The sequence below is a fragment of the Nitratireductor sp. L15S-10 genome, assembly GCF_045011005.1.
In the GTDB taxonomy this organism is placed as follows: domain Bacteria; phylum Pseudomonadota; class Alphaproteobacteria; order Rhizobiales; family Rhizobiaceae; genus Nitratireductor.
Window position 1 is genome coordinate 2779230 of record NZ_CP120674.1, and the last position, 23170, is coordinate 2802399.

The 23170-nt window shown below is 60.4% G+C and carries 18 protein-coding genes and 1 tRNA gene; 8 read left to right on the plus strand and 11 right to left on the minus strand.

The features are described 5' to 3' along the window. Nucleotides 1-134: 134 nt before the first annotated feature. The gene (locus tag P2W41_RS13350) at nucleotides 135-953 is read right to left on the minus strand and encodes a hypothetical protein (RefSeq protein ID WP_404933391.1); all 819 of its coding nucleotides are present in this window, start codon (nucleotides 951-953) and stop codon (nucleotides 135-137) included. A gap of 161 nt (nucleotides 954-1114) precedes the next feature. Here P2W41_RS13350 and P2W41_RS13355 point away from each other — a divergent pair, with 161 nt between their 5' ends. The 4 genes from P2W41_RS13355 (at nucleotide 1115) to P2W41_RS13370 (ending at nucleotide 7850) form a co-directional block, all read left to right on the plus strand. After that, nucleotides 1115-2023 (plus strand): ImuA family protein, encoded by a 909-nt coding sequence (locus P2W41_RS13355; protein ID WP_292899906.1) that lies wholly within the window; start codon nucleotides 1115-1117, stop codon nucleotides 2021-2023. After that, nucleotides 1920-3500 carry a Y-family DNA polymerase gene (locus P2W41_RS13360; protein WP_404933392.1) on the plus strand — a complete coding sequence of 527 codons (1581 nt, stop codon included), beginning with the start codon at nucleotides 1920-1922 and terminating at the stop codon, nucleotides 3498-3500. Before P2W41_RS13355 ends, P2W41_RS13360 begins: the two co-directional genes overlap by 104 nt. Next, nucleotides 3497-6838, plus strand: a complete 3342-nt coding sequence (locus P2W41_RS13365) for an error-prone DNA polymerase (RefSeq protein WP_404933393.1) — start codon at nucleotides 3497-3499, stop codon at nucleotides 6836-6838. Before P2W41_RS13360 ends, P2W41_RS13365 begins: the two co-directional genes overlap by 4 nt. 82 nt (nucleotides 6839-6920) lie before the next feature. Continuing rightward, nucleotides 6921-7850 carry a carbohydrate kinase gene (locus P2W41_RS13370; protein WP_292899900.1) on the plus strand — a complete coding sequence of 310 codons (930 nt, stop codon included), beginning with the start codon at nucleotides 6921-6923 and terminating at the stop codon, nucleotides 7848-7850. On the opposite strand, the gene cysQ is transcribed toward P2W41_RS13370, so the two are convergent. From cysQ to P2W41_RS13390, 4 genes are all read right to left on the minus strand, one after another. Further along, nucleotides 7851-8654 carry a 3'(2'),5'-bisphosphate nucleotidase CysQ gene (gene cysQ, locus P2W41_RS13375; protein WP_292899898.1) on the minus strand — a complete coding sequence of 268 codons (804 nt, stop codon included), beginning with the start codon at nucleotides 8652-8654 and terminating at the stop codon, nucleotides 7851-7853. It abuts the gene before it with no gap. 29 nt (nucleotides 8655-8683) lie between these two features. Further along, on the minus strand, nucleotides 8684-10603 hold the full coding sequence (gene cysN / locus P2W41_RS13380) for a sulfate adenylyltransferase subunit CysN (protein ID WP_404933394.1): 1920 nt from the start codon (nucleotides 10601-10603) through the stop codon (nucleotides 8684-8686). Between the two features lie 2 nt (nucleotides 10604-10605). Beyond that, complete coding sequence (gene cysD / locus P2W41_RS13385) at nucleotides 10606-11511, minus strand: sulfate adenylyltransferase subunit CysD (protein WP_292899894.1); 906 nt, start codon at nucleotides 11509-11511, stop codon at nucleotides 10606-10608. 226 nt (nucleotides 11512-11737) lie between these two features. Then, a complete protein-coding gene (locus P2W41_RS13390; protein WP_404933395.1) occupies nucleotides 11738-12856 on the minus strand; it encodes a DegT/DnrJ/EryC1/StrS family aminotransferase in 1119 nt (372 codons plus the stop codon). Between the two features lie 299 nt (nucleotides 12857-13155). Between P2W41_RS13390 and P2W41_RS13395 the strand changes: the two genes are divergently transcribed. Next, nucleotides 13156-14517: a phosphomannomutase gene (locus tag P2W41_RS13395; protein ID WP_404933396.1), complete on the plus strand. Its 1362-nt coding sequence runs from the start codon at nucleotides 13156-13158 to the stop codon at nucleotides 14515-14517. Between the two features lie 105 nt (nucleotides 14518-14622). Here P2W41_RS13395 and P2W41_RS13400 read toward each other — a convergent pair. Together P2W41_RS13400 and P2W41_RS13405 are read right to left on the minus strand one after the other, a co-directional pair. After that, nucleotides 14623-14697: transfer RNA gene (locus P2W41_RS13400), tRNA-Gln, on the minus strand. 97 nt (nucleotides 14698-14794) lie between these two features. Continuing rightward, nucleotides 14795-15895 carry a DUF2793 domain-containing protein gene (locus tag P2W41_RS13405; protein WP_404933397.1) on the minus strand — a complete coding sequence of 367 codons (1101 nt, stop codon included), beginning with the start codon at nucleotides 15893-15895 and terminating at the stop codon, nucleotides 14795-14797. A 340-nt stretch (nucleotides 15896-16235) separates the two neighbouring features. Between P2W41_RS13405 and P2W41_RS13410 the strand changes: the two genes are divergently transcribed. Beyond that, on the plus strand, nucleotides 16236-17642 hold the full coding sequence (locus P2W41_RS13410) for a mannose-1-phosphate guanylyltransferase/mannose-6-phosphate isomerase (protein ID WP_404933398.1): 1407 nt from the start codon (nucleotides 16236-16238) through the stop codon (nucleotides 17640-17642). Between the two features lie 50 nt (nucleotides 17643-17692). Here the strand turns inward: P2W41_RS13410 and P2W41_RS13415 are convergent, their stop codons facing one another. From P2W41_RS13415 to P2W41_RS13425, 3 genes are all read right to left on the minus strand, one after another. Next, nucleotides 17693-18958, minus strand: a complete 1266-nt coding sequence (locus P2W41_RS13415; protein ID WP_404933399.1) for an O-antigen ligase family protein — start codon at nucleotides 18956-18958, stop codon at nucleotides 17693-17695. Further along, nucleotides 18955-19944, minus strand: a complete 990-nt coding sequence (galE, locus tag P2W41_RS13420) for a UDP-glucose 4-epimerase GalE (RefSeq protein WP_292899880.1) — start codon at nucleotides 19942-19944, stop codon at nucleotides 18955-18957. Before galE ends, P2W41_RS13415 begins: the two co-directional genes overlap by 4 nt. Nucleotides 19945-20027: 83 nt before the next feature. Next, complete coding sequence (locus tag P2W41_RS13425) at nucleotides 20028-20633, minus strand: biotin transporter BioY (RefSeq protein ID WP_292900083.1); 606 nt, start codon at nucleotides 20631-20633, stop codon at nucleotides 20028-20030. A 127-nt stretch (nucleotides 20634-20760) separates the two neighbouring features. Between P2W41_RS13425 and P2W41_RS13430 the strand changes: the two genes are divergently transcribed. After that, complete coding sequence (locus P2W41_RS13430; protein WP_404933400.1) at nucleotides 20761-21666, plus strand: MBL fold metallo-hydrolase; 906 nt, start codon at nucleotides 20761-20763, stop codon at nucleotides 21664-21666. Between the two features lie 12 nt (nucleotides 21667-21678). On the opposite strand, the gene P2W41_RS13435 is transcribed toward P2W41_RS13430, so the two are convergent. Then, entirely contained in the window at nucleotides 21679-22458 is a 780-nt protein-coding gene (locus P2W41_RS13435) for a DUF1499 domain-containing protein (protein WP_404933401.1), read from the minus strand. A gap of 278 nt (nucleotides 22459-22736) precedes the next feature. Between P2W41_RS13435 and P2W41_RS13440 the strand changes: the two genes are divergently transcribed. Further along, the gene (locus P2W41_RS13440) at nucleotides 22737-23099 is read left to right on the plus strand and encodes a hypothetical protein (RefSeq protein ID WP_292899874.1); all 363 of its coding nucleotides are present in this window, start codon (nucleotides 22737-22739) and stop codon (nucleotides 23097-23099) included. Nucleotides 23100-23170: the final 71 nt, after the last annotated feature.

Below are 23170 nucleotides of genomic sequence, written 5' to 3' on the forward strand. Positions count from 1 at the left end.
AAGCGAGTTTGGCACGCTTGATGCTTCTCTTCCTGTGAGTCCGGAGGGGACTCTCCAGGAAAACGCCATAAGAGCGCTGGAGTAAGCCGTCAGACAGATCGTGCCTGCCGTGGGGCCGAGCGTCTGGCGGCTTTTTATTTCTCCACACAGCCCCATTCCGGGGACATAGAACGATTGATTTGTTCTCTTTTTGTTCTTATTGTGTGGGGATGCAATACACTCTGCCTCTTGTGCCTTTCGATCGGCTCGAAAGCCTCCATCAGCGCTTGCTGGCTGTCTTCGGACCGCCCGCCGCTTTCGTGCGTCTCGATCCGGTCAGTCAAATGCTTCTGGCGATGCTTAGCGCCAGAACACGCAATGAGGCAGCATTGGCGGTGTTTGTCAGGCTTGTCGAACATTTCGAAGTGGCAAGGTTCAAAGGCTCCTGGGCCCGGTTGGCCGAAGCTTCTTTTCACGAACTGGATCCCCTGCTCGAAGGCATTACCCATGCGGATCGCAAAGCCGTTGCCCTGCCCCGTGCCCTGCAGGAGATCGCCAGCCTGAGCGGGGGTCTCAGTCTCGATTTCCTGCATGGCTGGCCGGTCGATGATGCCTTGTCCTGGCTGGAGCGTATTTATGGTGTCGGTCCCAAAACCAGCACGGCCACCCTCAATATGAGCACATTGCGAAAGCGCGTCCTTGTCGTCGACACGGCCCACTGGCGCGCCGCCAGCTGTCTTGGACTTATCCCCGAACAGGCGTCGCCGGAACGGTCGATTCGTCTTCTCAACCGACAGGTTCCTGACCGGTGGGGAGCGGGAGAGACCGAACAGCACCACATTCTGATGCAGGAGCTCGGACGAAACTTTTGCGCCAGAAAAAACAGGACAGCCTGCCCCTTCGCCAGGCTTTGCGCTCATGGCGTCCGCAACCCGGCGCACCAGCCTGAGCGTCTGCTGGAAGATTTTCTTCACATACCGCCACCCCTCCCTGACAAGAGAGAAAAGGTGAATCCAATCAATCTGCTGGAGGCGGGTGCTGAAAACTTGAATCCGGAAAAATCGACGATGCGGCCAATGGCGCAGAACTCCGTGGGGCCTGCCACGCCTTTCGGGCTACGCCAGGAGGCTGCGCCATGAAACAGGCCGTTGAAGTGAAGCCGGTTCAGGAAACTTTTCCCCCTGGCGCTGGCCCGGTTCAGCATACCAGCGGAGAAAGAGCAGCCACGACACCACCCGAAAAAATGGGCAGCGTTCTTGAGGCCCTGCGCAGCCGCATTGCCCCTCAGGAAAGGTTTGCTTCAGCGCCCCGTCCCTCTCTTTCGCTCGGACCGGAAGCGCTTGATGGCGCCCTGCCCGGTCACGGTCTCAAGACCGGCGCGCTGCACGAGGTCCTGCCGGCCGGCCATGGCGATTTCACTGCCGGAATCGGCTTCGGCGTCTGTCTTCTGGCACGCCTTCTCCGTCAGCGGCCGGGACCCGTCTTATTGGTGGTTCCTGCGCATCTTTCCAGCAACGCCGGCGCGCTTTATCCACCCGGGCTTGCAGCCCTCGGGTTTGACCCGAACCGGCTGATCCAGGTGGAGGCACGCAAGCCGATCGATGTGCTTTGGGCGCTTGAGGAAGGGCTTTCCCATGCCCCTCTTGCCGCCGTCGCCGGCCTCTTGCCGGACCAGGCCCGCGCCTATGACTTTGCCGCCAGCCGCCGTCTTGGCCTGCGAGCGGCACGTCATGGCGTCACGGCCCTCCTCATGCGCGGTCGCCAGACCTGCGCCGAAAACACGGCCGCTGAAACCCGCTGGTCTGTCAGCACTCTGCCCAGCCATAAGTTCTACCCCGGTCAGGCAGGGCCTGGAGCGCCGCACTGGCGGCTTCAGCTTCTCAAATGCAGGCAAGGCCTCTCCCGCCGTTTATCGCAACACTGGGATGTGGAGTGGGATCATGAAACGCTTTCTTTCCGTCTTCCTGCCCCGCTGGCCGATCCAGCGCCGGACCATGCGTTCTGGCAGCGCGACACCTCCCGGACCTGGGCGGCAGCCTCGTGACGATGAGCCGCTGGTCCTCGTCACCACCACGGACAGCGGACAACGTATCACCGCTCTCAACCGGGCAGCCGGAGCGCTCGGCTTTTCGCCGGGGATGGCGCTGGCGGATGCGCGCGCCATTCACCCTGCCCTCAGGGTCGCTCATGCCGATCTTCAGGGTGACGAGCGCGCGCTCATCCGCCTGGCGCTCTGGTGCCAGTGTTTTTCACCCTTCACGCGGCCTGATTTCCCCGACGGGGTAAGCCTCGACATCACCGGCTGCGCCCATCTCTTCGGCGGTGAGGCCGCATTGGTGGACACGCTGGCAAAAAAACTCGACGGCTTCGGCCTCACCGCACGGCTAGCTCTGGCGCCCACCATTGGCGGCGCATGGGCGCTGGCCCGCCACGCGCCGGTCGAAAAACTCATCGTATCGCGCGACACGCTCCACAAGCATATGATGCCCCTGCCCGTGTGTGCCCTGCGGCTGGAACAGAACACTGTCGAGGCCATGGAGAAGCTGGGTCTCAAACATGTGGGAGACCTGATCGGCAGGCCGCGGGCGCCGCTCGCCGCCCGCTTTGGGCCATTTGCCCTGCGTCGGCTGGACGAAGCGCTTGGTCATGAGGAAGAAAGCTTTCGCCCGCTCAATCCGCCCCTTCTTCATGCCGCGCACTGCCGTTTTGCCGAGCCCATTGTCACGCAGGAGGCAATCGAAATCGCCATTCAGCGCCTTGCATGCGACCTGTGTGTGAAGCTGGAAAAGGCTGGAAAAGGCGCACGTCGGGTGGAGCTGCGCCTGTTTCGTGTCGATGGCTGGTTCGAGGCCCTGCCGCTTGCCACCAGCACAGCCACGCGCGATGCCGGACACCTCGCCCAACTGCTTGGCGAGCGTCTCGAGCGCATCACCGATCGCGCTGGTTTCGGCTTCGAGGCAGCGAGCCTCACTGCCCTGACCGTTGAAACCCTCACCATGCGACAGGAGGATCTGGGCGAGGATCTGCGCGCCATCCGCGTTGGCGACCTTGCTCCCCTTCTGGACCGGCTCGTCAACCGTTTCGGCGCGCAGAATGTCACCCGGGCTGCACCCCATGAAAGCTTTTTGCCTGAACGCGCGAGCCATTCCATCCCGGTTCTCAATGGAGCCGGGGAGCATGACTGGCAGGCTCACCTTCAGCATATTCAGGATGGGGCCTCTTTTGCCCGGCCACTCTTTCTCTTTTCTGTACCCGAGCTCGTCACCACGCTTGCCGGAGTGCCCGACGGGCCGCCCACCCGGTTTGAGTGGCGACGTGTGATGCATCGCGTCATCCGCGCCGAGGGACCGGAGCGCATCGCACCCGAATGGTGGCGCGCGCCATTCGGTGCCAGCCGCAAGACACGCGACTATTTTCGTATCGAGGATGATGCAGGCCGGCGCTTCTGGCTTTTCCGCGACGGGCTCTACGAGCGCGATGAGGAAGCCCCCCGCTGGTTCCTTCACGGGGTCTTCGCATGAACGGGAAAACCACCGAGCCGGTCATCACCTTTGAAGAGCCCAGGGGGGCAGATAGCGACATCTCTGCCACCGCATCCATACCCCAATCGCGCTCTGCTCCGCCTCCCCCTGCCTTCGCCGAACTTGGCGTCACCAGCAATTACAGTTTTCTACACGGCGCCTCCCATCCGCGGGAACTGGTGGCCGAGGCCGCCCGGCTTGGCCATGCCGCCGTCGGTATCGCCGACCGCAACACGCTGGCCGGCGCCGTGCGCGCCCATGTCGAGGCAAAAGCCCAGAATATCCGCCTCGTGGTCGGTGTGCGTCTGGTGCTTATGGATGGTTTTGAAACATTGTGTTTCCCAACTGACAGGAAGGCCTATGGCCGCCTCACCCGGCTCTTGACCGATGGCAACCGCCGCGCGCCGAAGGGCGAGTGTCACCTGCATATGGACGATCTTGCAGCGCTTGACCATGGCCAGCGCCTCATTGCCATGCCGCCCTATGACTTCGGCTCCGATTTCGAGGAAAATTTGCACCGCCTTGCCACCCTCTTTCCCGGCGATGTCTTTCTGGCGCTCACGCCCTGTCGGCGGGCCAATGACGGCGCCCGCCAGCAACGTCTTGCCACACTCTCAGGTGCGTGCGGCACGCCGCTCGTCGCCACCAATGACGTGCTTTATCACACGCCGGCGCGCCGTCCCTTGCAGGATCTTCTCACCTGCATTCGCAGCCATTGCACCATCGACGATGCGGGTTTTCGCCTTGAGCGCAATGCCGAGCGGCATCTCAAGCCTACGGAAGAGATGGCGCGCCTCCTGCGCGGCCATGAGGAGGCCATTGCCCGCTCCGTGACGCTCATGGATGATTGCCGTTTTTCGCTCGACGCGTTGTCCTTCGACTACCCGAAGGAATCGAACGGTGAAAGCGCCACCCCACAGGAAGAGCTGCAACGTCTGACCTGGCTCGGTGCAAAAGAACGTTTCCCGGAAGGTATCCCCTCAAAGGTTCGGGCTCTTATCGATCATGAGTTGAAGCTGATCGGCCAGCTTGAATATGCCGCCTACTTTCTTACCGTGCACGATATCGTGCGCTTCGCCCGCTCGCAAAACCCGCCCATCCTGTGCCAGGGACGCGGTTCGGCGGCCAATTCGGTTGTCTGCTATTGCCTTGACGTCACTTCGGTCAACCCGACCGAGATCGATCTTCTGTTCGAGCGCTTCATTTCCGCCGAGCGCGGCGAGCCGCCGGACATAGACGTCGATTTCGAGCATGAGCGGCGTGAAGAGGTGATGCAGTATATCTACGACAAATACGGTCGCCACCGGGCCGGGCTTGCCGCCACCGTCATCTCCTACCGCACGCGCAGCGCCGTGCGCGAGGCGGGCAAGGCCATGGGGCTTTCGCCCGATGTGGTGGCCGCCATGACCGGGCTTGTCTGGGGCCATTCGGAAAAAACGCCCGCCGCCGATCAAGTGCGCGAAGCCGGCCTCGATCCCACCGACCCGCGGCTGCGCCAGACTTTGCTGCTTGTCAGGCAATTGATCGGCTTTCCCCGCCATCTCTCCCAGCATGTGGGCGGCTTTGTGCTCACACACTCGCCCTTGAGCGAGATCGTGCCCGTTGCCAATGCCGCCATGAAAAACCGTACCGTGGTGGAATGGGACAAGGACGATCTGGATGCGCTCAACATGCTCAAGGTGGATGTATTGTCACTTGGCATGCTGACCTGCCTGCGCAAGAGTTTCGACCTTTTGCACGAGCACTACGGAATAACCCACACGCTTGCCACCGTGCCCCGCAACGATGGTCCCACCTACGCCATGATCCAGCGGGCCGACACGGTCGGCGTCTTCCAGATCGAAAGCCGGGCCCAGATGTCGATGCTGCCGCGTCTGAAACCGAAAAACTTCTACGATCTCGTGATCGAAATCGCCATTGTCCGCCCCGGCCCCATCCAGGGAGATATGGTCCATCCCTATCTGCGTCGGCGCAATGGCGAGGAAGATGTAGACTACCCTTCCGAAGAATTGCGTGCCGTGCTCCAGAAGACACTCGGCGTCCCGCTCTTTCAGGAACAGGCAATGAAGATCGCCATCGTGGCCGCCGGTTTCTCGCCGGAAAGGGCCGACCGGCTGCGCCGGGCCATGGCAAGCTTCCGCCGTACAGGCACGATCGACCAGTTCCGTGAGGATTTCATCAAAGGCATGTTGGCCAACAATTACACGCCCGATTTCGCCGAGCGCTGTTTCAACCAGATGAAAGGTTTTAGCGATTACGGCTTTCCCGAAAGCCACTCGGCCAGTTTCGCGCTGCTCGCCTACGCCTCCTCCTGGCTAAAATGCCATTACCCGGACGTTTTTGCGTGTGCGCTTTTGAATTCACAGCCCATGGGTTTCTATTCTGCCTCCTCCATCGTGCGTGATTTTCGCGATCATGGCGGCGAGACGCGACCTGTCGATATCAACCACAGCGACTGGGACCACTCGCTGGAGCCGGCAGCAAAGCCCGGTGCGATCAGCCATGCATTGCGGCTCGGCTTGCGCCAGGTGGATGGCATGCGCGAGGCAGTAGGCCTGAAGATCATGGCCGCTCGTGAAGCAGGCCCTTTCGCCAATGTGCGCGATCTTTATTTCCGGTCCGACATCGATATGTTTTCGCTGCGCCGGCTGGCCGAGGCCGATGCCTTCCGCTCGCTGGGCCTTGACCGGCGCGCCGCCCTTTGGGAAGTGCGTGGTCTGAGCGGCCATCAGGGCGTGCGCGCGGCAGCGGAGGAACTGCCACTCTTTTCCAGCGCCAAAAACGCAGCCGCAACGCCCCTTCAGGAAGAGGAAAGCGTCGCGCTGCCGGACCTTCTTCCCGGCGAGCAGGTGGTGGAGGATTACGGCACGCTCGGTCTTTCGCTCAAGGCGCATCCCGTCTCCTTCCTGCGTCGAAAGCTCGAAAAACGCCGCGTCCTGAGAACCTGCGCCCTTGCCGAAACCCCGGCCGGCCGCTTTGTGCGCGTGTCGGGCCTTGTTCTGGTACGCCAGCGTCCCGGTACCGCCGGCGGCGTGATCTTCATGACGCTGGAGGACGAAACCGGCATCGCCAACATCATCGTCTGGCCGCGTGTCTTCCAGCGTTTTCGTCGTATCGTCTTCGGTGCACGCATGGTGACGGTAGAGGGCATTCTGCAGAAGGAAAGCAATGTCATCCACGTGGTCGCGCGGCGTCTCATCGACACGACGCCGGACCTGATGGCCGCAATGTCCGATCAGGGCGTTAAGACACAGGAGGAAAAGCCTGGCACCACGCAGAACCTCTGGCGGCATCCGCGTGATGTGCGCGTGCTGCCCAAGGGCCGGAATTTCCATTGAAAGGAGAGGCCTTTCCGCGTAACCAGACGGCTCCTTGTTGTCAGGGGGAGCCCCCTGAAAAGGAAACACACGGGAGGCTTTCATGATCCTTTGCTGCGGCGAGGCGCTGATCGACATGTTGCCGCGCCAGACAGGCCAGGGCGAGGCAGCTTTCGCGCCCTATACGGGAGGCGCGGTTTTCAACAGCGCCATTGCCATTGCGCGCCTTGGCGTGGCGTGCGGATTTTTCACCGGGCTTTCAGACGACCTTTTTGGGCGGATGCTGAAGGAGAAGCTCGCGGAAAGCCATGTGGATCTTTCCCTCGCGCAGATATCAAGCCGCCCCACCACGCTCGCCTTCGTCACCCTCGCGGACGGGCAAGCCGAGTATAATTTCTATGACGAAGGCACTGCCGGTCGCATGATCGAGCCATCAGATCTGCCCAATATCGCAAACGACGTCTCGGCGATGCTCTTCGGCGGCATCAGCTTGGTTTCAGAACCCTGCGGTTCGGCCTATGAGACGCTCATGGCGCGCGAAGCCGAAAGCCGTGTTGTCATGCTCGATCCCAATATTCGCCCCGCATTCATCGCCGATGCGAACAGCCACCGCGCGCGCATCGCCCGCATGGTCGAAAAGGCCGATATCATCAAGATCTCGGCGGACGACCTCGAATGGTTTGCAGAAACCGGCAGCACAGACGAGATCATCGCGCGATGGCTCGAACGAGGCCCGAGCCTGATCATCCTGACCGATGGCGGCAAGGGCGCAACCGCCTACACCAAATCGCAAAAGCAGTTCGTACCGGCAACGCCCGTCGAGGTGGTCGATACGGTCGGCGCCGGCGACACTTTCAACGGCGCGCTCCTGGCTGCCCTCGAGTTGCAAGGTCTTCTGACAAAGGAGAAAATCGCCGCGCTTGATGACCCGCAGATTGCAAAAGCAATTGCCTTTGCATCGCGCGCCGCCGCCGTCACCGTCTCGCGCGCCGGGGCCAATCCGCCATGGAGAAACGAGCTTCCGCCGACCTGATCAGGCCGGCGCACCCTCGGCAATAAAGAAGGGGCTCGCGAAAGCGTCCAGCCCCTCTCCGCCCTTTGGGCCATAAGTAAGCGGGGCGCCGTCCAGCGTACGGGCGATGCCACCAGCCGCCCGCAAAATCGCATCACCCGCCGCTGTGTCCCACTGCATCGTGCGACCGAAGCGCGGATAGAGATCCGCATCGCCCCGGGCGAGCATGCAGAATTTCAGCGACGAGCCGATCGAGGTCGTTTCGGCGCCGGGATGGCGGTCGATGAAGGCTCGGGTTTCATCAGTGCAGTGCGACCGGCTGGCGACGATAACAGGCGGGTCCTGTCGCGGACGAGTCCTGATCGTGTGGCGTTCCGCCGGTCGCCCATCGACCACCGGGACTTCAAATGCAGCGCCTGGGCGTGCGGAATAAAGGAGATCACGCGCTGGCGCGAAGATTACCCCTGCGACCGGCTCTCCATCACGGATCAAACCGATATTGACCGTGAAGTCCGGGCGCTGTGCGATGAACTCCCGCGTGCCATCCAGCGGGTCCACCAGGATGAAGTCGCCATCTCCGCACGCCGGGATAACGCCTCCCGACGCCGCTTCTTCCGAGACACAGGGAGTTCCAAGCCCGGCACTCCTGAACCCGTCGAGGATCACTTTTTCAGCCGCGCGGTCGGCCGCCGTTACAGGAGTATCATCGGCTTTCTGATGGACTTCGCAGCCGGCATCATAATGCTGCATGATCGCGGCTCCTGCGGCGAGCGCCAATTGCTCGAACAGCGCCAGGAGCGCCGCATCATCCTTCAACATACCCATGAAACAGTCTGTCTTTCGCGTTCAAGAGATCAGCAGTAGCCGCGGTCCCGGAGCCAGGCTTCAATTTCATCGACCAGATCTTCCGGCGCGCGGGCCACCGTCTTGACGTGGATATCAGCCTTTTCCGGTGTCTCATAGGGGGAGTCGACACCGGTGAAATTCTTGATTTCACCCTTGAGCGCCTTGGCATAAAGACCTTTCGGGTCGCGTCGGGCGCATTCCTCGAACGGCGTGTCCACGAAGACTTCCACGAACTCGCCCTCGTTCATCAGCTCACGCGCCATGCGCCGTTCCGCCCTGAAAGGCGAGATGAACGAGACAAGCACGATCAGTCCGGCATCCGCCATCAGTTTCGCGGTTTCGGCCACACGGCGGATATTCTCCACCCGGTCGGCATCCGTGAAGCCAAGGTCGCGGTTCAATCCGTGGCGGACATTGTCGCCGTCCAGCACATAGGTGTGTCGGCCGGATGCGTGCAGCTTCTTTTCAAGCAGGCTGGCGATGGTCGACTTGCCCGAACCGGATAGCCCGGTGAACCAGAGCACGGCCGGTTTCTGATGCTTTAGCGCCGCGCGGGACTGACGTGTGACATCGAGCGCCTGCCAGTGAATGTTGGCGGCGCGGCGCAGCGGCCACTCGATCATTCCCGCGCCGACCGTCGCGTTGGTCAGCCGGTCGATCAGGATGAATGCACCCGTAACGCGATTGTCGCGGAAGGCATCGAAGGCTATGGGCGCCTGTGTCGAGAAATTGCATAGCCCGACCTCATTCAGGTTGAGGCATGTGGCCGCTTCTTCGGCAAAATTGTTGATGTTGCGGCGATGCTTGAGGTGGCTCACCGTGGCCGAAACTTCATCCGTCTCGGTGCGCAGGATGTAGGATCGCCCCGGAAGAAGCGGGTTTTCATCGAACCATACCAGCGTTGCAGCGAACTGATCGGCCACATGAGGACGCGCTTCCGGCGTCACCAGCATATTGCCGCGAGACAGCTCTACCTCATCCTCAAGCACAAGCGTCACGGCCTGTCCCTCGGACGCAACGTCCAGATCGCCGTCCTGGGTGACAATGCGGCGAATGCGTGTCTGTTTCCCCGACTTGGCAACGGTTACCGGATCGCCGACACCGATATGGCCGGAGGCAACAGTGCCTGCGAAACCGCGGAAATCCAGATTGGGCCGGGAGACATACTGCACGGGAAAGCGGAACGGACGGCCTTCTGCTTCGACCTCGATATCGACTGTTTCCAGATGCTCGAGCAGCGACGGTCCGTCATACCAGGGTGTCTGGTCCGAAGAACGGGTAACGTTGTCCCCATAACGTGCGGACATGGGGATAGGCTGGATCGAGTTGAAACCGAGCTCCTCGGCAAAGGCGCGATACTCGGCTGCAATCCGCTCGAACACGGCCTCGTCAAAACCAACGAGGTCGATCTTGTTCACCGCCACCACGATATGGCGGATACCCAGAAGCGAGGCTATGATCGAATGCCGCCGTGTCTGAGGCAGGATGCCCTGCCGCGCGTCCACCAGAACGATGGCGAGATCGGCTGTGGAGGCACCCGTCGCCATGTTGCGGGTATATTGCTCGTGGCCCGGCGTATCGGCCACGATGAATTTGCGCCGCGGCGTGGAGAAAAAGCGATAGGCCACATCGATGGTGATGCCCTGCTCGCGTTCCGCCTCCAGCCCGTCTACGAGAAGCGCGAAATCGATCTCGTCGCCAGCCGTGCCATGCTTGCGGGAATCGTTTTCAAGAGCTGCCAGCTGGTCTTCGAAGATCAGCTTGGTGTCGAACAGGAGGCGTCCGATCAGCGTCGACTTGCCATCGTCCACCGATCCACAGGTCAAAAAGCGCAAGAGCCCCTTGTTCTCCTGCCCTGCCACGTAGTCGCGAATATCGACCGGAGCCGTGTCTTCTTCACCCACGGGCGCTTTGTTGCCGGTCAACATGATCAGAAATACCCTTCACGCTTCTTCTTTTCCATCGAGCCCGCCTCATCGCGGTCGATCAGACGTCCCTGCCGTTCAGACGTACGGGCCGTCAGCATCTCGCCGACAATCTCTTCAAGGGTGGTCGCATTCGAAGGAATAGCACCCGTCAACGGGTAGCAGCCAAGTGTGCGGAAACGGACCATGCGCTCTTCCACCTTTTCGCCCGGCAGAAGGCGCATCCGGTCGTCATCGACCATGATCGTCATGCCGTCCCGGTCCACCACAGGCCGCCTGGCAGCGAAATATAGCGGAACGATGGGAATGTTCTCCTGGAGGATGTATTGCCAGATGTCCTGTTCGGTCCAGTTGGACAACGGGAAAACGCGGATCGATTCACCCGTCGCAACGCGGGTGTTGTAGATCTTCCACATCTCCGGCCGCTGGTTTTTGGGGTCCCAGGCATGTCCTGCGGAGCGAAATGAGAAAATGCGTTCCTTGGCGCGGCTCTTTTCCTCGTCGCGCCGCGCGCCGCCAAAGGCCGCGTCAAAGCCATATTTGTCGAGCGCCTGGCGCAGTGCCACCGTCTTCATCACATGGGTGTGGGTGTTGGAACCGTGATCGAACGGGTTGATGCCGTCGCGCACGCCTTCCTCATTGATATGGACGAGGAGGTCGAAGCCCTTTTCCTTGGCCATCCGATCCCGGAATGCGATCATTTCGCGGAATTTCCAGGTGGTGTCCACATGCAGGAAAGGAAATGGCGGCTTGGCGGGATAGAACGCCTTCATCGCCAGATGCATCAGCACCGAGGAATCCTTGCCGACGGAATAGAGCATCACGGGTTTGGAAAACGTCGCCGCCACTTCGCGGAAAATGTGGATCGCCTCGGCTTCCAGCCTGCCGAGATGAGTGAGGGCTGCCGGCATTTTCTCGCCTTCTTGTCTGTGTCGATGCGGCCGGGTCCTTGGCTGCGTCTGGATTGTGCCTTTAGGTATCACGCGGTATTTGGCCTATCAAGGAGCGCACTCTCCCACCGACCCCCGGTTTGCGAGGCGCATTTTGCGTTGTTCCCAATGCAAGGGAAAAGACATTTCAGGATTGGTGTAGGCCCGCCGCCAGAGCGCAGCCAAAGCCCTGAAAACCGTTTTCCGTCTACTCCGCGACAGCCTTGCGAATGGTCTCGATCACACGGTCCTGATCGCTCTCGGCCAGGTACGGGTGCATCGGCAGGCACAGGATGCGGTGCGGCAGGCTCTCCGAGATGGCAAGCCCGCCCGGCGCCTTCGCATACATGTCATAGGCTTTCTGCAGATGAAGCGGCTTCTCGTAATAGACGACAGAGGGTATACCCGCTTCGCTGAGGCGCCTGCGCACGAGATCGCGCTTCTCGGTCTCTATGGCATACTGCGCCCAGGCCGAGCGATGCCCTTTCGGCGTTACCGCAACCTTCACCACATCGCCAAGACCTTCAGCATAGCGTGCGGCAACCTTCTGGCGCGCTTCCATCTCGTCTTCGAGGATCGTCAGCTTCTCGATCAGGATCGCGGCCTGGATCGTGTCGAGGCGCGAATTCAGGCCCACGCGCACGTTATCGTACTGGCTCTCGCCCTTGCCGTGAAAGGCTATTGAGCGCAGCACGCCGGCAAGCTCATCATCGTCGGTGAACATCGCGCCACCATCACCATAGCAGCCGAGCGGCTTGGCCGGGTAGAAGCTGGTGGACGCCACGTGGCCGAACGCGCCGCAGCGCTTGTTGTTGAGTGTGCCACCGATGGATTGCGCAGCGTCCTCGATGATACGCAAGCCCTCGCGCGCGGCGATGCCTTCGATCGCGCCATAATCGGCGGCCAGACCGAAAAGATCGACCGGGATCACCGCCTTCGGGGTCAACCGGCCTTCCGACTTGATGTATTCGATGGCTGCCGTGAGGCTACCAGGATCCATATTGTAGGTATCGGCGTCGATCTCCACGAACACCGGCTCGGCACCGGCCAGCGCCACCACTTCCGCCGTTGCGGCAAAGGTGAAGCTTGGGCAGAAAACGGCGTCGCCTGGTCCGATGCCGTAGGCCATCAAAGGCATCAACAGCGCATCCGTGCCGTTGGCGCACGCGATTGCGTGCTTCGTTCCGACATAGGCTGCAAGCTGCTCCTCGAAAGCGGCAACCTGCGGTCCTAAAATATAGCGTCCTTCTGCCACGACCGTGTCGATTGCAGCTGCGAGCCTGTCCTTGATGCGCTCACGCTGAGCGCCGAGATCGATAAATTGCATTTGTTGCCCAATCAGTTGCGGGATGATTCCGCATCAGCCCCGCTCGTTGAATAGGGATGCAGCAGGCGTAGCGCAACCAAGGGTGCCCTTCAAACTGACACCTCAGCTGTTACAAGAGGTGAACAAGGCAGTCTGCAACCGTTTCAGCCCCTTGTGTATTTGAAGGGCGTGCGCATTTGCCGCCGCGAATCCGGTGATGTGCTCTTTCTCGCAAACCTAACAAAACTTCAATCAATCATTGCAATGCTCCACGGCAACAGCGCATTGTTCGTCTTCAAGTAACATCCAGGAAGGAAAGTATGGGCGCCCCTTTCAAAGCGTACGACGTTCGTGGTCGAATCCCCGAGGAAATCAATATCCCCTTCGCCTATCGCTTTTCACAGGCGCTCAAGCAGAGCCTCAACCCCGGCACGGTCGTTGTCGGTCATGACATGCGCATGGACAGCCCGGCTCTCGCCGAAGCGCTGACCCAGGGCCTCCTTGATAGCGGCGTAAGCGTGAGGCCGGTTGGCCGTTGCGGCACGGAAGAGGTTTATTTCCATACCGCTGCCAGCGGCGCGGATGCCGGCCTCATGGTCACCGCCAGCCATAACCCGCCAGACTACAACGGCATCAAGATGGTGCTGAAGGGCGCATCAGCCGCGACGCCGGACAATGCCTTCAACGCGATCGAGGCAATCATGCGCTCCGACGCGATGCTTCATCCGGTCGCCGATTATGCCGCACGCGGCACCCTGCACGATGTTTGCGACCGCGATGCCTATATCGAGCGCCTTCTCAACGAGGTGGCCGGTCAGGACCTGAAACCGATGAAGATCGTCTGCCACGCGGGCAATGGCTGTGCCGGGCCGATCATCGATCTTCTGGAAGAGCACCTGCCCTTCACCTTCATCAAGATCGACCATGAGCCCGACCCGCGCCTGCCCAATGGCGTGCCCAATCCGCTGTTGCCGGAAAAACGCGAAAAGGCCAGCAAGGCGGTCATCGAACACGGTGCCGATCTGGCGATCGCCTGGGACGGCGATTTCGACCGCTGCTTCCTGTACGATCACAAGGGCCGGTTCGTCGAAGGCTACTACCTGGTTGGCATGATCGCCCAGACCCTGCTTGGCAAACATCCCGGCAGCACCGTCCTCTACGACCCGCGCCTGACCTGGAACACGATCGACATGGTGGAGAGCGCCGGCGGCGTGGCAAAACCCTGCCGCACGGGGCACGCCTATTTCAAACAGATGATGCGTGAGGAAAATGCCATCTATGGCGGCGAGATGAGCGCGCACCATTATTTCCGCGATTTCGCCTATTGCGATTCGGGCATGCTTGCGTGGCTCGATGTGGTGGCGGACCTTTCGGCCAGCGGCACCACGCTCGCCGAGCGCCTCGAAGAGCGCATCGCGGCCTATCCGTGCTCCGGCGAGATCAACTTCACCGTTTCGGATGCAGCCGAGGTCCAGAAGCGCATTTCCGACCACTATCTGCCGCAGAACCCGGAAATCGAAAACCAGGACGGCCTCGGCATGGTGTTCGATGACTGGCGCTTCAACCTGCGCGCCTCCAACACCGAACCCCTGCTGCGCCTCAACGTGGAAACCCGCGCTGACAAGGCGCTGTTGAAGGCCAAGGTGGACGAGTTGCGGGGGATGATCGAGCAGGCTGGTTAGCACGCGCTACGCCGATCAAAGTTTCTGAAGCCCGTTGCTCACTGCAGCGGGCTTTTCAACTTTATGATACCCGGTGGCTTGCCCAGCCGTAGCTTTAGCGAAGGCTGGCTGGGGCGGCAGGATTCGAACCTGCGAATGACGGTACCAAAAACCGTTGCCTTACCACTTGGCGACGCCCCAAGACCGAGCGAAGCGGTGGATAGCAGAAGCACGGCCCCACGACAAGCAGTCGTCTTCAGCCTTTCTGTGGAGCGCGTGCTTTCCCTTTCCTGACTGGTCAGGCCACCCACTCACCCCAGAACCGGGTGATCGACGCCGGCACATAGCCGTCGAACCCGCCGAAGAACTGTGCCAGCTCAACCGTGTCGCCCGCCGTCAGCCCCGCCATCACGTGAAGGTGCAACGCGGCCTCCGAACCATCGACCGCGAGACTGGCCACACCGGCCGACACCAAAGGCGCGCAAAGGTCGCCCGATCCATTCAGCACCAGTTTCGCCTTGAGTGCGGAGGGAACATTGGTGCCGTTCTGTTTCCAGCCAATCATCGCTCCAAAACGATAAAGCCCGTCGGTCGGCGCGGTAAAACGGTTCGTCCCCGTGTCGAAGGCAGCCTGGCCGTTCGCCACCGTGTTGTTGATCGCCACGGTCTGCCAGGTGTCGGCGGCGATGTACTGGTCGTAGTTGATGAAGCCAAGAAATTTCGGGTTCGATGGCAGCGCGACACGACCGGAGTTCTCGTCGGTCAAAATCGCGTCGTTGAAAGTGGAACCGTCTGCCGAAACGGCAAGCCGCCAGCCGTCCGAGCCGAAAAGCCCCATCATCGCACGAGTGAGAAAGCCGCTTTGCAGCAGCAAACCGACATCGCCGGCAGGCAATTCCTTGTTCATCGTATAGAGCAGGCTGCCCGTGCCCCCTTCGGCAGCATAACGGGCTGTCCAGAGCGCCTTGTCGAGCTTTGCGGAAAAAGGGTTTGCGGCATCGGCACTCGTGCCAAGCCCGAACAGGGCTGCATTCTGGATCTCGGCCCCGCTTTCGGGCACACCGTCGATCGGCTGCCAAGCCGTTCCGTCGAAAACCACAAGCCGCGATTCATCGATGACCCATGCGCGCCAGCCGGTCACAGGCGCAAGCCTTTCCCAGGCCCCGTCCACGAAATAGGCAATCTGGTCTTCCCATCCGCTCCAGGCTCCCGAGGCGGCGGTACTGACGATGTAGCACGCGCCATCATCCGGGCTGGAAGGCGGCGTCGAGAGATCGCGGTCGCGCACGGCGAGATGCACCAACCCATCGAGCAGACGAATGGCTTCGTTGTGTGTCACATGCTTCTGCGCCTGAGAGGGCATGATGTAAGGGAGGTTGAGATTTGCAGTCTGTTCCATGGCGGCCCGTTCCTTGTGAGAGCACGAGTCTAGAGGCGCCCGGGCGCGCGGGGATAAACTTGCCGCAGAGCGTTACCGCTTTCCCCGGCAAAGGAGGCAAAACACATTCACTTTTGGCTGCTTTCACGGCTTGCCGTGGGGTAAAAAAGCTCGTCGGGGTAGCGCCCTCTCCCCATGGATGCCGTAAATCCACTGATGGCCTATTGCCTACACCCGGCGTCAACGTTTCCAATCTAATATCGGAGCGATCTACGTGTATGCATTTTGAAATGTCGAAAAGCGCTTCAGCGCATTCACGGTCAGGGAAACGTAATCTAGACGATGATGGTGGGGTCGATTGATGTTTGTACCGGTGATCATGGCAGGCGGAATGGGAACGCGGCTATGGCCGGTTTCGCGCGAACACTATCCCAAGCAGTTTTGCACGCTGGTCGGCGATACGACCATGTTGCAACAGACCATGGCGCGGCTTGTTGGCCTCGATTGTGCGGCTCCGCTTACAGTCTGCAATGAAGAGCATCGCTTTCTCGCCGCCGAACAGCTTCGGCAGGCCGGCATCGAAAAGGCTCCCATCGTGCTTGAGCCGGTGGGCCGCAACACCGCGCCGGCCATCACACTTGCCGCGCTGCAGGCCGCGGCCAACGGGGAAGACCCGCTGCTTCTGGTCATGCCCGCCGATCATCTCATTCAGAACCTGCCTGCATTCCATGAAGGGGTTGCCAAGGCCGAAATTCTGGCCCGGGAAGGCCGGCTGGTGACATTCGGCATCGTGCCGACCAGTCCCGAGACCGGATTTGGCTATATCCGTCGCGGTGAAAGGATCGGCGAGACCGGGTTTGCCGTTTCAGGTTTCGAGGAAAAGCCCGACCTGGCCACCGCACAGGCCTATCTGGAAGATGGCGGATATGACTGGAACAGCGGCATGTTCATGTTCCGGACCAGCACGTATCTGGAAGCGATACACACCCATGCTCCGGCGATACTCGATGCCTGCAAGGCAGCCATGGCGGGCGTGGAAAGCGACGACTATTTCCTCCGGCCGGAACGGGAGGCTTTCGAGGCCTGCCCGGCCGATTCCATCGACTATGCGGTGATGGAAAAGACCGACAGGGCGGCTGTCGTCCCGCTCGATGCCGGCTGGAACGACATCGGCTCGTGGTCCGCCATATGGGAGGCACAGACCAAAGACGCCAACGGAAACGCTTTGACCGGCGACGTGTTGCAGGTTGCTTCCAGGAACTCGATCGTCTCTGCCCAGAAACGCCTCGTCGCAATTGTCGGCGTGGAAGATCTGGTTGTGGTCGAGACGGCGGACGCCGTTCTGGTGGCCAGGCGCGATGCGGTGCAAAACGTCAAGGAGGTCGTCGGCCAGCTCAAGGCGGCAGACCGCACCGAGCACGTGGATCATCGACGGGTCTACCGGCCCTGGGGCGACTATGATTCCATCGATATCGGCAATCGTTACCAGGTCAAGCGGATCACCGTGAAGCCAGGTGCGAAGCTCTCGGTCCAAAAGCACCATCATCGGGCCGAACACTGGGTCGTGGTACGGGGAACGGCAAGGGTCCTGAAGGGCGAAGAGACAATCATGCTGACCGAGAACCAGTCGACCTACATTCCACTGGGCGAGATCCACGCGCTGGAAAACCCGGGCAAGATCCCGCTGGAACTGATCGAGGTGCAGTCCGGTTCCTATCTCGGTGAAGATGACATCATCCGCCTTGAAGATCGCTACGGCCGCATCTGAAGGAGCGGCGCTGTCCAAAGATCTGCAAGGAAAGCCCTGCCCGCCTCTGTTCAGAGGCGGCTCTCGGGTCCGGAAAACGCCACGCTCTCCCGCTCCTGCTGCCTGTCGGGCAGCCGCGAGGTACCCTGCGCAAGAAAGAGTCCGATTATCACGAACATCATGAAGACGGTGTCGAGGATGTCGTGTCCGAAAACGAGGTTCACGCTTCCCCCGCCAGCATAGACCACAACAAGCATCAACAGCAGAGTTCCGCCCAGGCGCGCCATTCGGTCCCGCCCGTGGTTCAGGCTGCGTACCGCCAAAAAGGCGATCAGGGCGAACATGGCGATGATCGCGCAGCCGGCCACAATGCCCGACTCGACAAAGATGGTGAGAAATCCGTTGTGAAAGTGGGTGAAGCCCACTTTCAGACCAAAGTCATCCAGCAGACGTTGATGGATCAGCGCCGTCACATTCTGCATTCCGTGGCCAATGAGAGGATTTTCGGCGAAGAGCTGCGCGCCCGTTTTCCAAAGAGCAACACGCAGACCAACAGACGTATTGTAGTATCCCCCCTCTGTCAGCCTCTCCACATTGTGCCAGAGCGTTTCGAACCGATCCACGATAAGGCCGGAAGCCAGTACAGTTATAACAATAACGAGGCCTGCAAGTGCGAGCATCCGCCCCTTCAGCAGGGTCGCCACAAATCTTCGGAAAATGAACAGCTGAACCAATGTGAGGACGATCATCAACACCCACACCGAGCGGGAGCCGGACAGGGTCACGGCAGCGAAAGCAGCTACGAAAGCAACGCTCAGCAAGAGGGGGCGGCGATTCTCGAAGGCGAGTGCGCCCGCCAGGCAGGAAAGCCCTGCCATGCAGGCCACATCTGCAAATACCAATGCATTGCCGGCACCGCCTTCGGCCCGCATGTCCAGAAAGAAGTACTGGACAACCGCCAGCACAAGCGCGCCGAAGCTCGCCAGCGCACAGCCGGCAAGAAGCGCATGAGCAACCTCTTCCCTGTCCGATATGGTCCAGACCGAGTAGGAGAAGGGAAACAGAAGAAATGTGGCGAGCGGCAAAAGTTTGTACGCCATGCCCAGGGACGGCTCATTGGCAAGGAACGCAACGAGGTTGGCTGCGACATAAACCAGCATCAACAGCGCGATCCACCGCATCGCTATGTCGGGACTCAGACGGCGCCGGCCGGTAAGGACTTCAAAGACACACCAGAGCGCCCCGCCATGCCATACCACGCTGGAAACCGAGCCGGCGACCGGCGGCATGGCAAACACGGCCAGGGTGAAGAGTCGGTTGACCCCGCGATACGTCATTCCCGGTTCCGTTTGGCGAGTTTGGCTTCCCAGTTGAGAGCATGCTCCACAATCGTATTCAGATCATCGAAGCGTGGCTTCCACTCCAGTTCCCGTCGGCATCGCTCGGCTTCGGCAACGATCGCCACCGCGTCGCCGGGACGGCGCCCTGAAACACGCACCTCGAAATCCTTCTGGGCCACATCTTTCACCGCATTGATGACCTCAAGCACCGAATAACCGTTTCCGTAACCGCAATTGGCAACGAGGCTGCCTTTTCCGTCACGCATGCGCTTAAGCGCAAGATAGTGCGCATTGACGAGATCAGAAACATGAATGTAATCGCGTACGCAGGTCCCATCCGGCGTATCATAGTCCGTGCCGAATACTTCCATATGGTCGCGCTTGCCCGTGGCCGTCTCGCACGCGACCTTGATCAGATGTGTCGCACCTTTGGTGGACTGGCCGGTCCGCTGGTCCGGATCCGCCCCCGACACGTTGAAATAACGCAGCACCGTGTAATCGAATTCGTAGGCAGCCGCACAATCGCGCAACATCAGTTCGGTCATCATTTTCGATGTGCCGTAGGGTGATTCCGGCCGCAGTTCCGTGTCCTCGCCCACGGGAAAATGTTTCGGGCTTCCATAGACGGCTGCCGTCGAAGAAAAAATGAAGTGCCGCACGCCACAACGCACAGCACTCTCGATCAGGCTGCGGGATTTGACCGTATTGTTGAGGTAGTAGCCCAGAGGATCCGATACCGATTCGGGAACGATGATGGATCCGGCAAAATGAATAATCGAATCGACATCGTGCTCGCGGATGACATTCTCGACCAGCTCCTGGTCGGCAATGTCTCCGACAATCAGCGTTGCAGCCCCCGCCACAGCCCAATCGAAGCCGGTGCTGAGACGATCAAGAACCACAACCTCTTCACCGTGATCCAGCAGTTCCCAGACCATGTGACTGCCAATGTAACCGGCACCACCGGTGACCAAAACACTCATTCCCATCCCCTCAAGAAATCGGGCCAGACATCACCATCCGGCCCGACACAAACAGGTTTATTGGCTCAAAAGGTCCCGAAGGCTTAACGCCCTGAGCCTCCCAGACCCCGCAGCAAGGCCCACGCTGCCGGCATGAAGCAGGCGGCCAGGGCAACTTTGATCAAGTCGGGAAGGATGAACGGAGCGACACCGAACTGCCAGGCCTTGTCCGCACCGATCAAGCCGGCAAGCCAGACAAATCCAAGGGTCATCATAGCGACTTCTGCCACCAGCATCGCACCGCCAAGTTTCAGCGGGTTGCGGTCCCATCCGCGGTCGGCGGCCCAGCCGGCAATTGCCGCCATAGCCACGAACCCGAGCAGGTATCCGCCCGTCGGCCCCATCATGTAAGCGAAGCCAATTCCCTTCTCGGGCGTCCCCTGGAACACCGGGAGGCCCATGGCGCCCTCAGCCATGTAAAGGAGAAGCGTCGCGACACCGAGGCGCATGCCGAACGTCGCGCCGATGACGAGAACAGCCAATGTCTGAAGAGAAAGATCGACTGGCCCAAGCACCACTCGGGTCTTCGCCGATAGGGCGAGAACCACCGTTGCGCCAATGGCAAGGAAAAGCTGCGTAATCAAACGCTGCGTTGCGTTGTGCGGAAGCGTCCGCGAAACGAGCGATTTTGAGGCGATAGCGAGCGACATAGCTCCTCCGTTCAGGCTCTTTACGAAATATTGCACGTTCCTTCTCCTATAGAAGCTTCCATGATATGCGGCAACCTGAATGCGGCTTCGTACCGTGCAGTCCTCACCGTTTCCGGACAAACTGCCAATGGCTCTCGAATTTGAAACACGTTTCGACCCCGCCTATGGCGAAGCGGTCCAGGTGGCACCGGATGTTCTGCGCGTCACAGTCAACAACCCCAGCGCCTTCACATTCCACGGCACAAACAGCTACATCGTTGGCAGATCCACCCTCGCCGTCATCGATCCCGGCCCGGAAGACGAAGGCCATCTGCAGGCACTTCTCAGGGCCATTGACGGAAGGCCGGTCAGCCACATCTTCGTTAGCCATACACACCGGGACCACTCTCCGCTCGCCGCCAGGCTGGCGAGCGAAACGGGGGCGCTTGTCTGTGCGGAAGGCCCTCACCGCGCTGCCAGGCCATTGAGAATCGGTGAGACCAATCCCCTTGATGCAAGTGCGGATACGGACTTTGCACCGGACCACGCGCTCGCCGACGATGAACTTGTCGAGGGCGACGGCTGGGCCATTCGTGCCATTCATACACCCGGCCATGCCGCCAACCATGCCGCGTTTGCGCTTGAAAACACTGGCATACTCTTTTCCGCGGATCACGTCATGGCGTGGGCGACTTCCATCGTCGCACCGCCAGATGGAGCCATGTCGGACTACATGGCCTCGCTCGATCGCCTGCTGGCGCGTGACGACACGGTGTTTTTTCCCGGTCATGGTGGCAGGGTCAAAAACCCGCAGCGCTTCATGCGTGGATTGAAGGCCCACCGCAAAATGCGTGAGCGTGCAATTCTGGATCGCGTTACGCGCGGAGACCGGACAATCCCCGAGATGGTCAGCTCCATATACCGGGACACGGATCCCAGGTTGCATGGGGCAGCAGCCCTTTCGGTCCTCGCCCATCTGGAAGACCTTGTTGCGCGCGGGGCTGTCACAACCGCAACAGAACCCTCCATCGATGCGGTCTATCTGCCTGGCTGATTCTGTCTCTGGCTAAATCGCCGCCAGCAATGTCATTCTGTCATCGAGCTCTTTGAGAAACCGCTGAATGCGAGCAGCATTGTCCCCCAGATCGTGACGTGCGTAGCGCGATGCGGAGCGCATATCGACAAAAGTAGCCGTCTGATCATCTTCTATCCGGATCGCGACGTCTGCCGGGAATCCCATAATGAAGGAGTGAGCCACCCCCTCCAGTGTGACACTGCCACCGGCGAGCTGCTGGCCTTCCGCCCCACGGGGCTGCCACCCCCTGTCCTGCATCATGGAACGCACCACCTCGACAACCTTGTCAGCCGTGTGCTCATAACGGCGTCCGGCGACTTCAGGATAGCCTTCTTCCTGCAGCGCACGGTCCTCCTGAGAGATATTTGCAACCGGGTTCATAAGCCCGCTGCGCGCAGCCGCTGCCAACGGCATTTCTGGAGGGTTTTCGAGGTCGGTGGAGATGTCGACCAGCCTCGGATGGCCCACAAGACGAAGCCCCGACACCCCGTAAGGGATCAGTGCAATGGCGGCGACCAGTATGCCAGCGCTCGCAATCGACGCACCCGACGAACCGTGCTCCCATATCTGGACCAGCGCGATCGCACCGAGCGCCAAACCGGCGAAGGCGAGCACACCGCAAAGTCCGAGCAGCCAGAAAAACGGAACCGTCTCCACCAGCCCAAACCTGTGTCCGGTTCCCGATACGACAAGAAGCACCGCGGCGAATATTGCAAACCTGAGGCTCCATGGAGCCGCTGGTGCTCGTTGCGGTAGCAGAATTGCGTTCATGTGACGGACCACGCATGTCTTGCGGCTGACGATAGGTCCTCTTAACTCAATGCTGGCTCGCGCGAAATGTGGTTCGCGTATATTCCTTGGGGTTTCAGACTCTTGCGCAATTTGGCTGCGAAACTGATTCAGCTTCCCTGAAAAGCATCGGCCCATGCAACGTTCTGCTCCCCAAAGCGTTTCCTTTGGTGGAGATAACACGCCACATTCCGGCCATGCTGACCAGCAGAATGACAATGGCGGAGGGAGTGCGTGGAAGAAAGTTGTGAGGTTCAGCCATGCAGACATTGCTTCCAGAACACGATGAAGCCGCCTCGAACTCGTTGGAGCTGGTCGAGCTGGAGCTTGCTCTCAAGCATCAGGATTTTGTCGAACTCGGCTTCGAAGGTGCCGTCCAACAGGCACTGGATCAGACAAACGGGCGTTTGCTTTTCCACATGCGGCTAGACGGAATGAATGATTGCGACTGGGTAGCCGCTGTCGTTCTGGAGGAGCATGGAGATGCTGCCTATGCTCTTGTGGTGCAACGGACAGGTAGCGGTTCGCTCGAAATCGAAGACATTGAGACAAGTGAGTTGCCGGTGGCTCGGATCGTCACTGCCTATGCTGGCTTGATGACAACGCTGGATGGCGTGCAGTGATGCAGCACATCACGTAACAAGGCGTTACTCCTTGGCGAGGAACCGGCGGGATACCGTCGCGTTGCCTCTGC

Coding starts and splice junctions, on each gene's coding strand:
- P2W41_RS13355 (WP_292899906.1), top strand. CDS start 1,115: ATGAAACAGGCCGTTGAAGTGAAGCCGGTTCAGGAAACTTTTCCCCCT.
- P2W41_RS13360 (WP_404933392.1), top strand. CDS start 1,920: ATGAAACGCTTTCTTTCCGTCTTCCTGCCCCGCTGGCCGATCCAGCGC.
- P2W41_RS13365 (WP_404933393.1), top strand. CDS start 3,497: ATGAACGGGAAAACCACCGAGCCGGTCATCACCTTTGAAGAGCCCAGG.
- P2W41_RS13370 (WP_292899900.1), top strand. CDS start 6,921: ATGATCCTTTGCTGCGGCGAGGCGCTGATCGACATGTTGCCGCGCCAG.
- cysQ (WP_292899898.1), bottom strand. CDS start 8,654: ATGGGTATGTTGAAGGATGATGCGGCGCTCCTGGCGCTGTTCGAGCAA.
- cysN (WP_404933394.1), bottom strand. CDS start 10,603: ATGTTGACCGGCAACAAAGCGCCCGTGGGTGAAGAAGACACGGCTCCG.
- cysD (WP_292899894.1), bottom strand. CDS start 11,511: ATGCCGGCAGCCCTCACTCATCTCGGCAGGCTGGAAGCCGAGGCGATC.
- P2W41_RS13390 (WP_404933395.1), bottom strand. CDS start 12,856: ATGCAATTTATCGATCTCGGCGCTCAGCGTGAGCGCATCAAGGACAGG.
- P2W41_RS13395 (WP_404933396.1), top strand. CDS start 13,156: ATGGGCGCCCCTTTCAAAGCGTACGACGTTCGTGGTCGAATCCCCGAG.
- P2W41_RS13405 (WP_404933397.1), bottom strand. CDS start 15,895: ATGGAACAGACTGCAAATCTCAACCTCCCTTACATCATGCCCTCTCAG.
- P2W41_RS13410 (WP_404933398.1), top strand. CDS start 16,236: ATGTTTGTACCGGTGATCATGGCAGGCGGAATGGGAACGCGGCTATGG.
- P2W41_RS13415 (WP_404933399.1), bottom strand. CDS start 18,958: ATGACGTATCGCGGGGTCAACCGACTCTTCACCCTGGCCGTGTTTGCC.
- galE (WP_292899880.1), bottom strand. CDS start 19,944: ATGAGTGTTTTGGTCACCGGTGGTGCCGGTTACATTGGCAGTCACATG.
- P2W41_RS13425 (WP_292900083.1), bottom strand. CDS start 20,633: ATGTCGCTCGCTATCGCCTCAAAATCGCTCGTTTCGCGGACGCTTCCG.
- P2W41_RS13430 (WP_404933400.1), top strand. CDS start 20,761: ATGGCTCTCGAATTTGAAACACGTTTCGACCCCGCCTATGGCGAAGCG.
- P2W41_RS13435 (WP_404933401.1), bottom strand. CDS start 22,458: ATGAACGCAATTCTGCTACCGCAACGAGCACCAGCGGCTCCATGGAGC.
- P2W41_RS13440 (WP_292899874.1), top strand. CDS start 22,737: ATGCAGACATTGCTTCCAGAACACGATGAAGCCGCCTCGAACTCGTTG.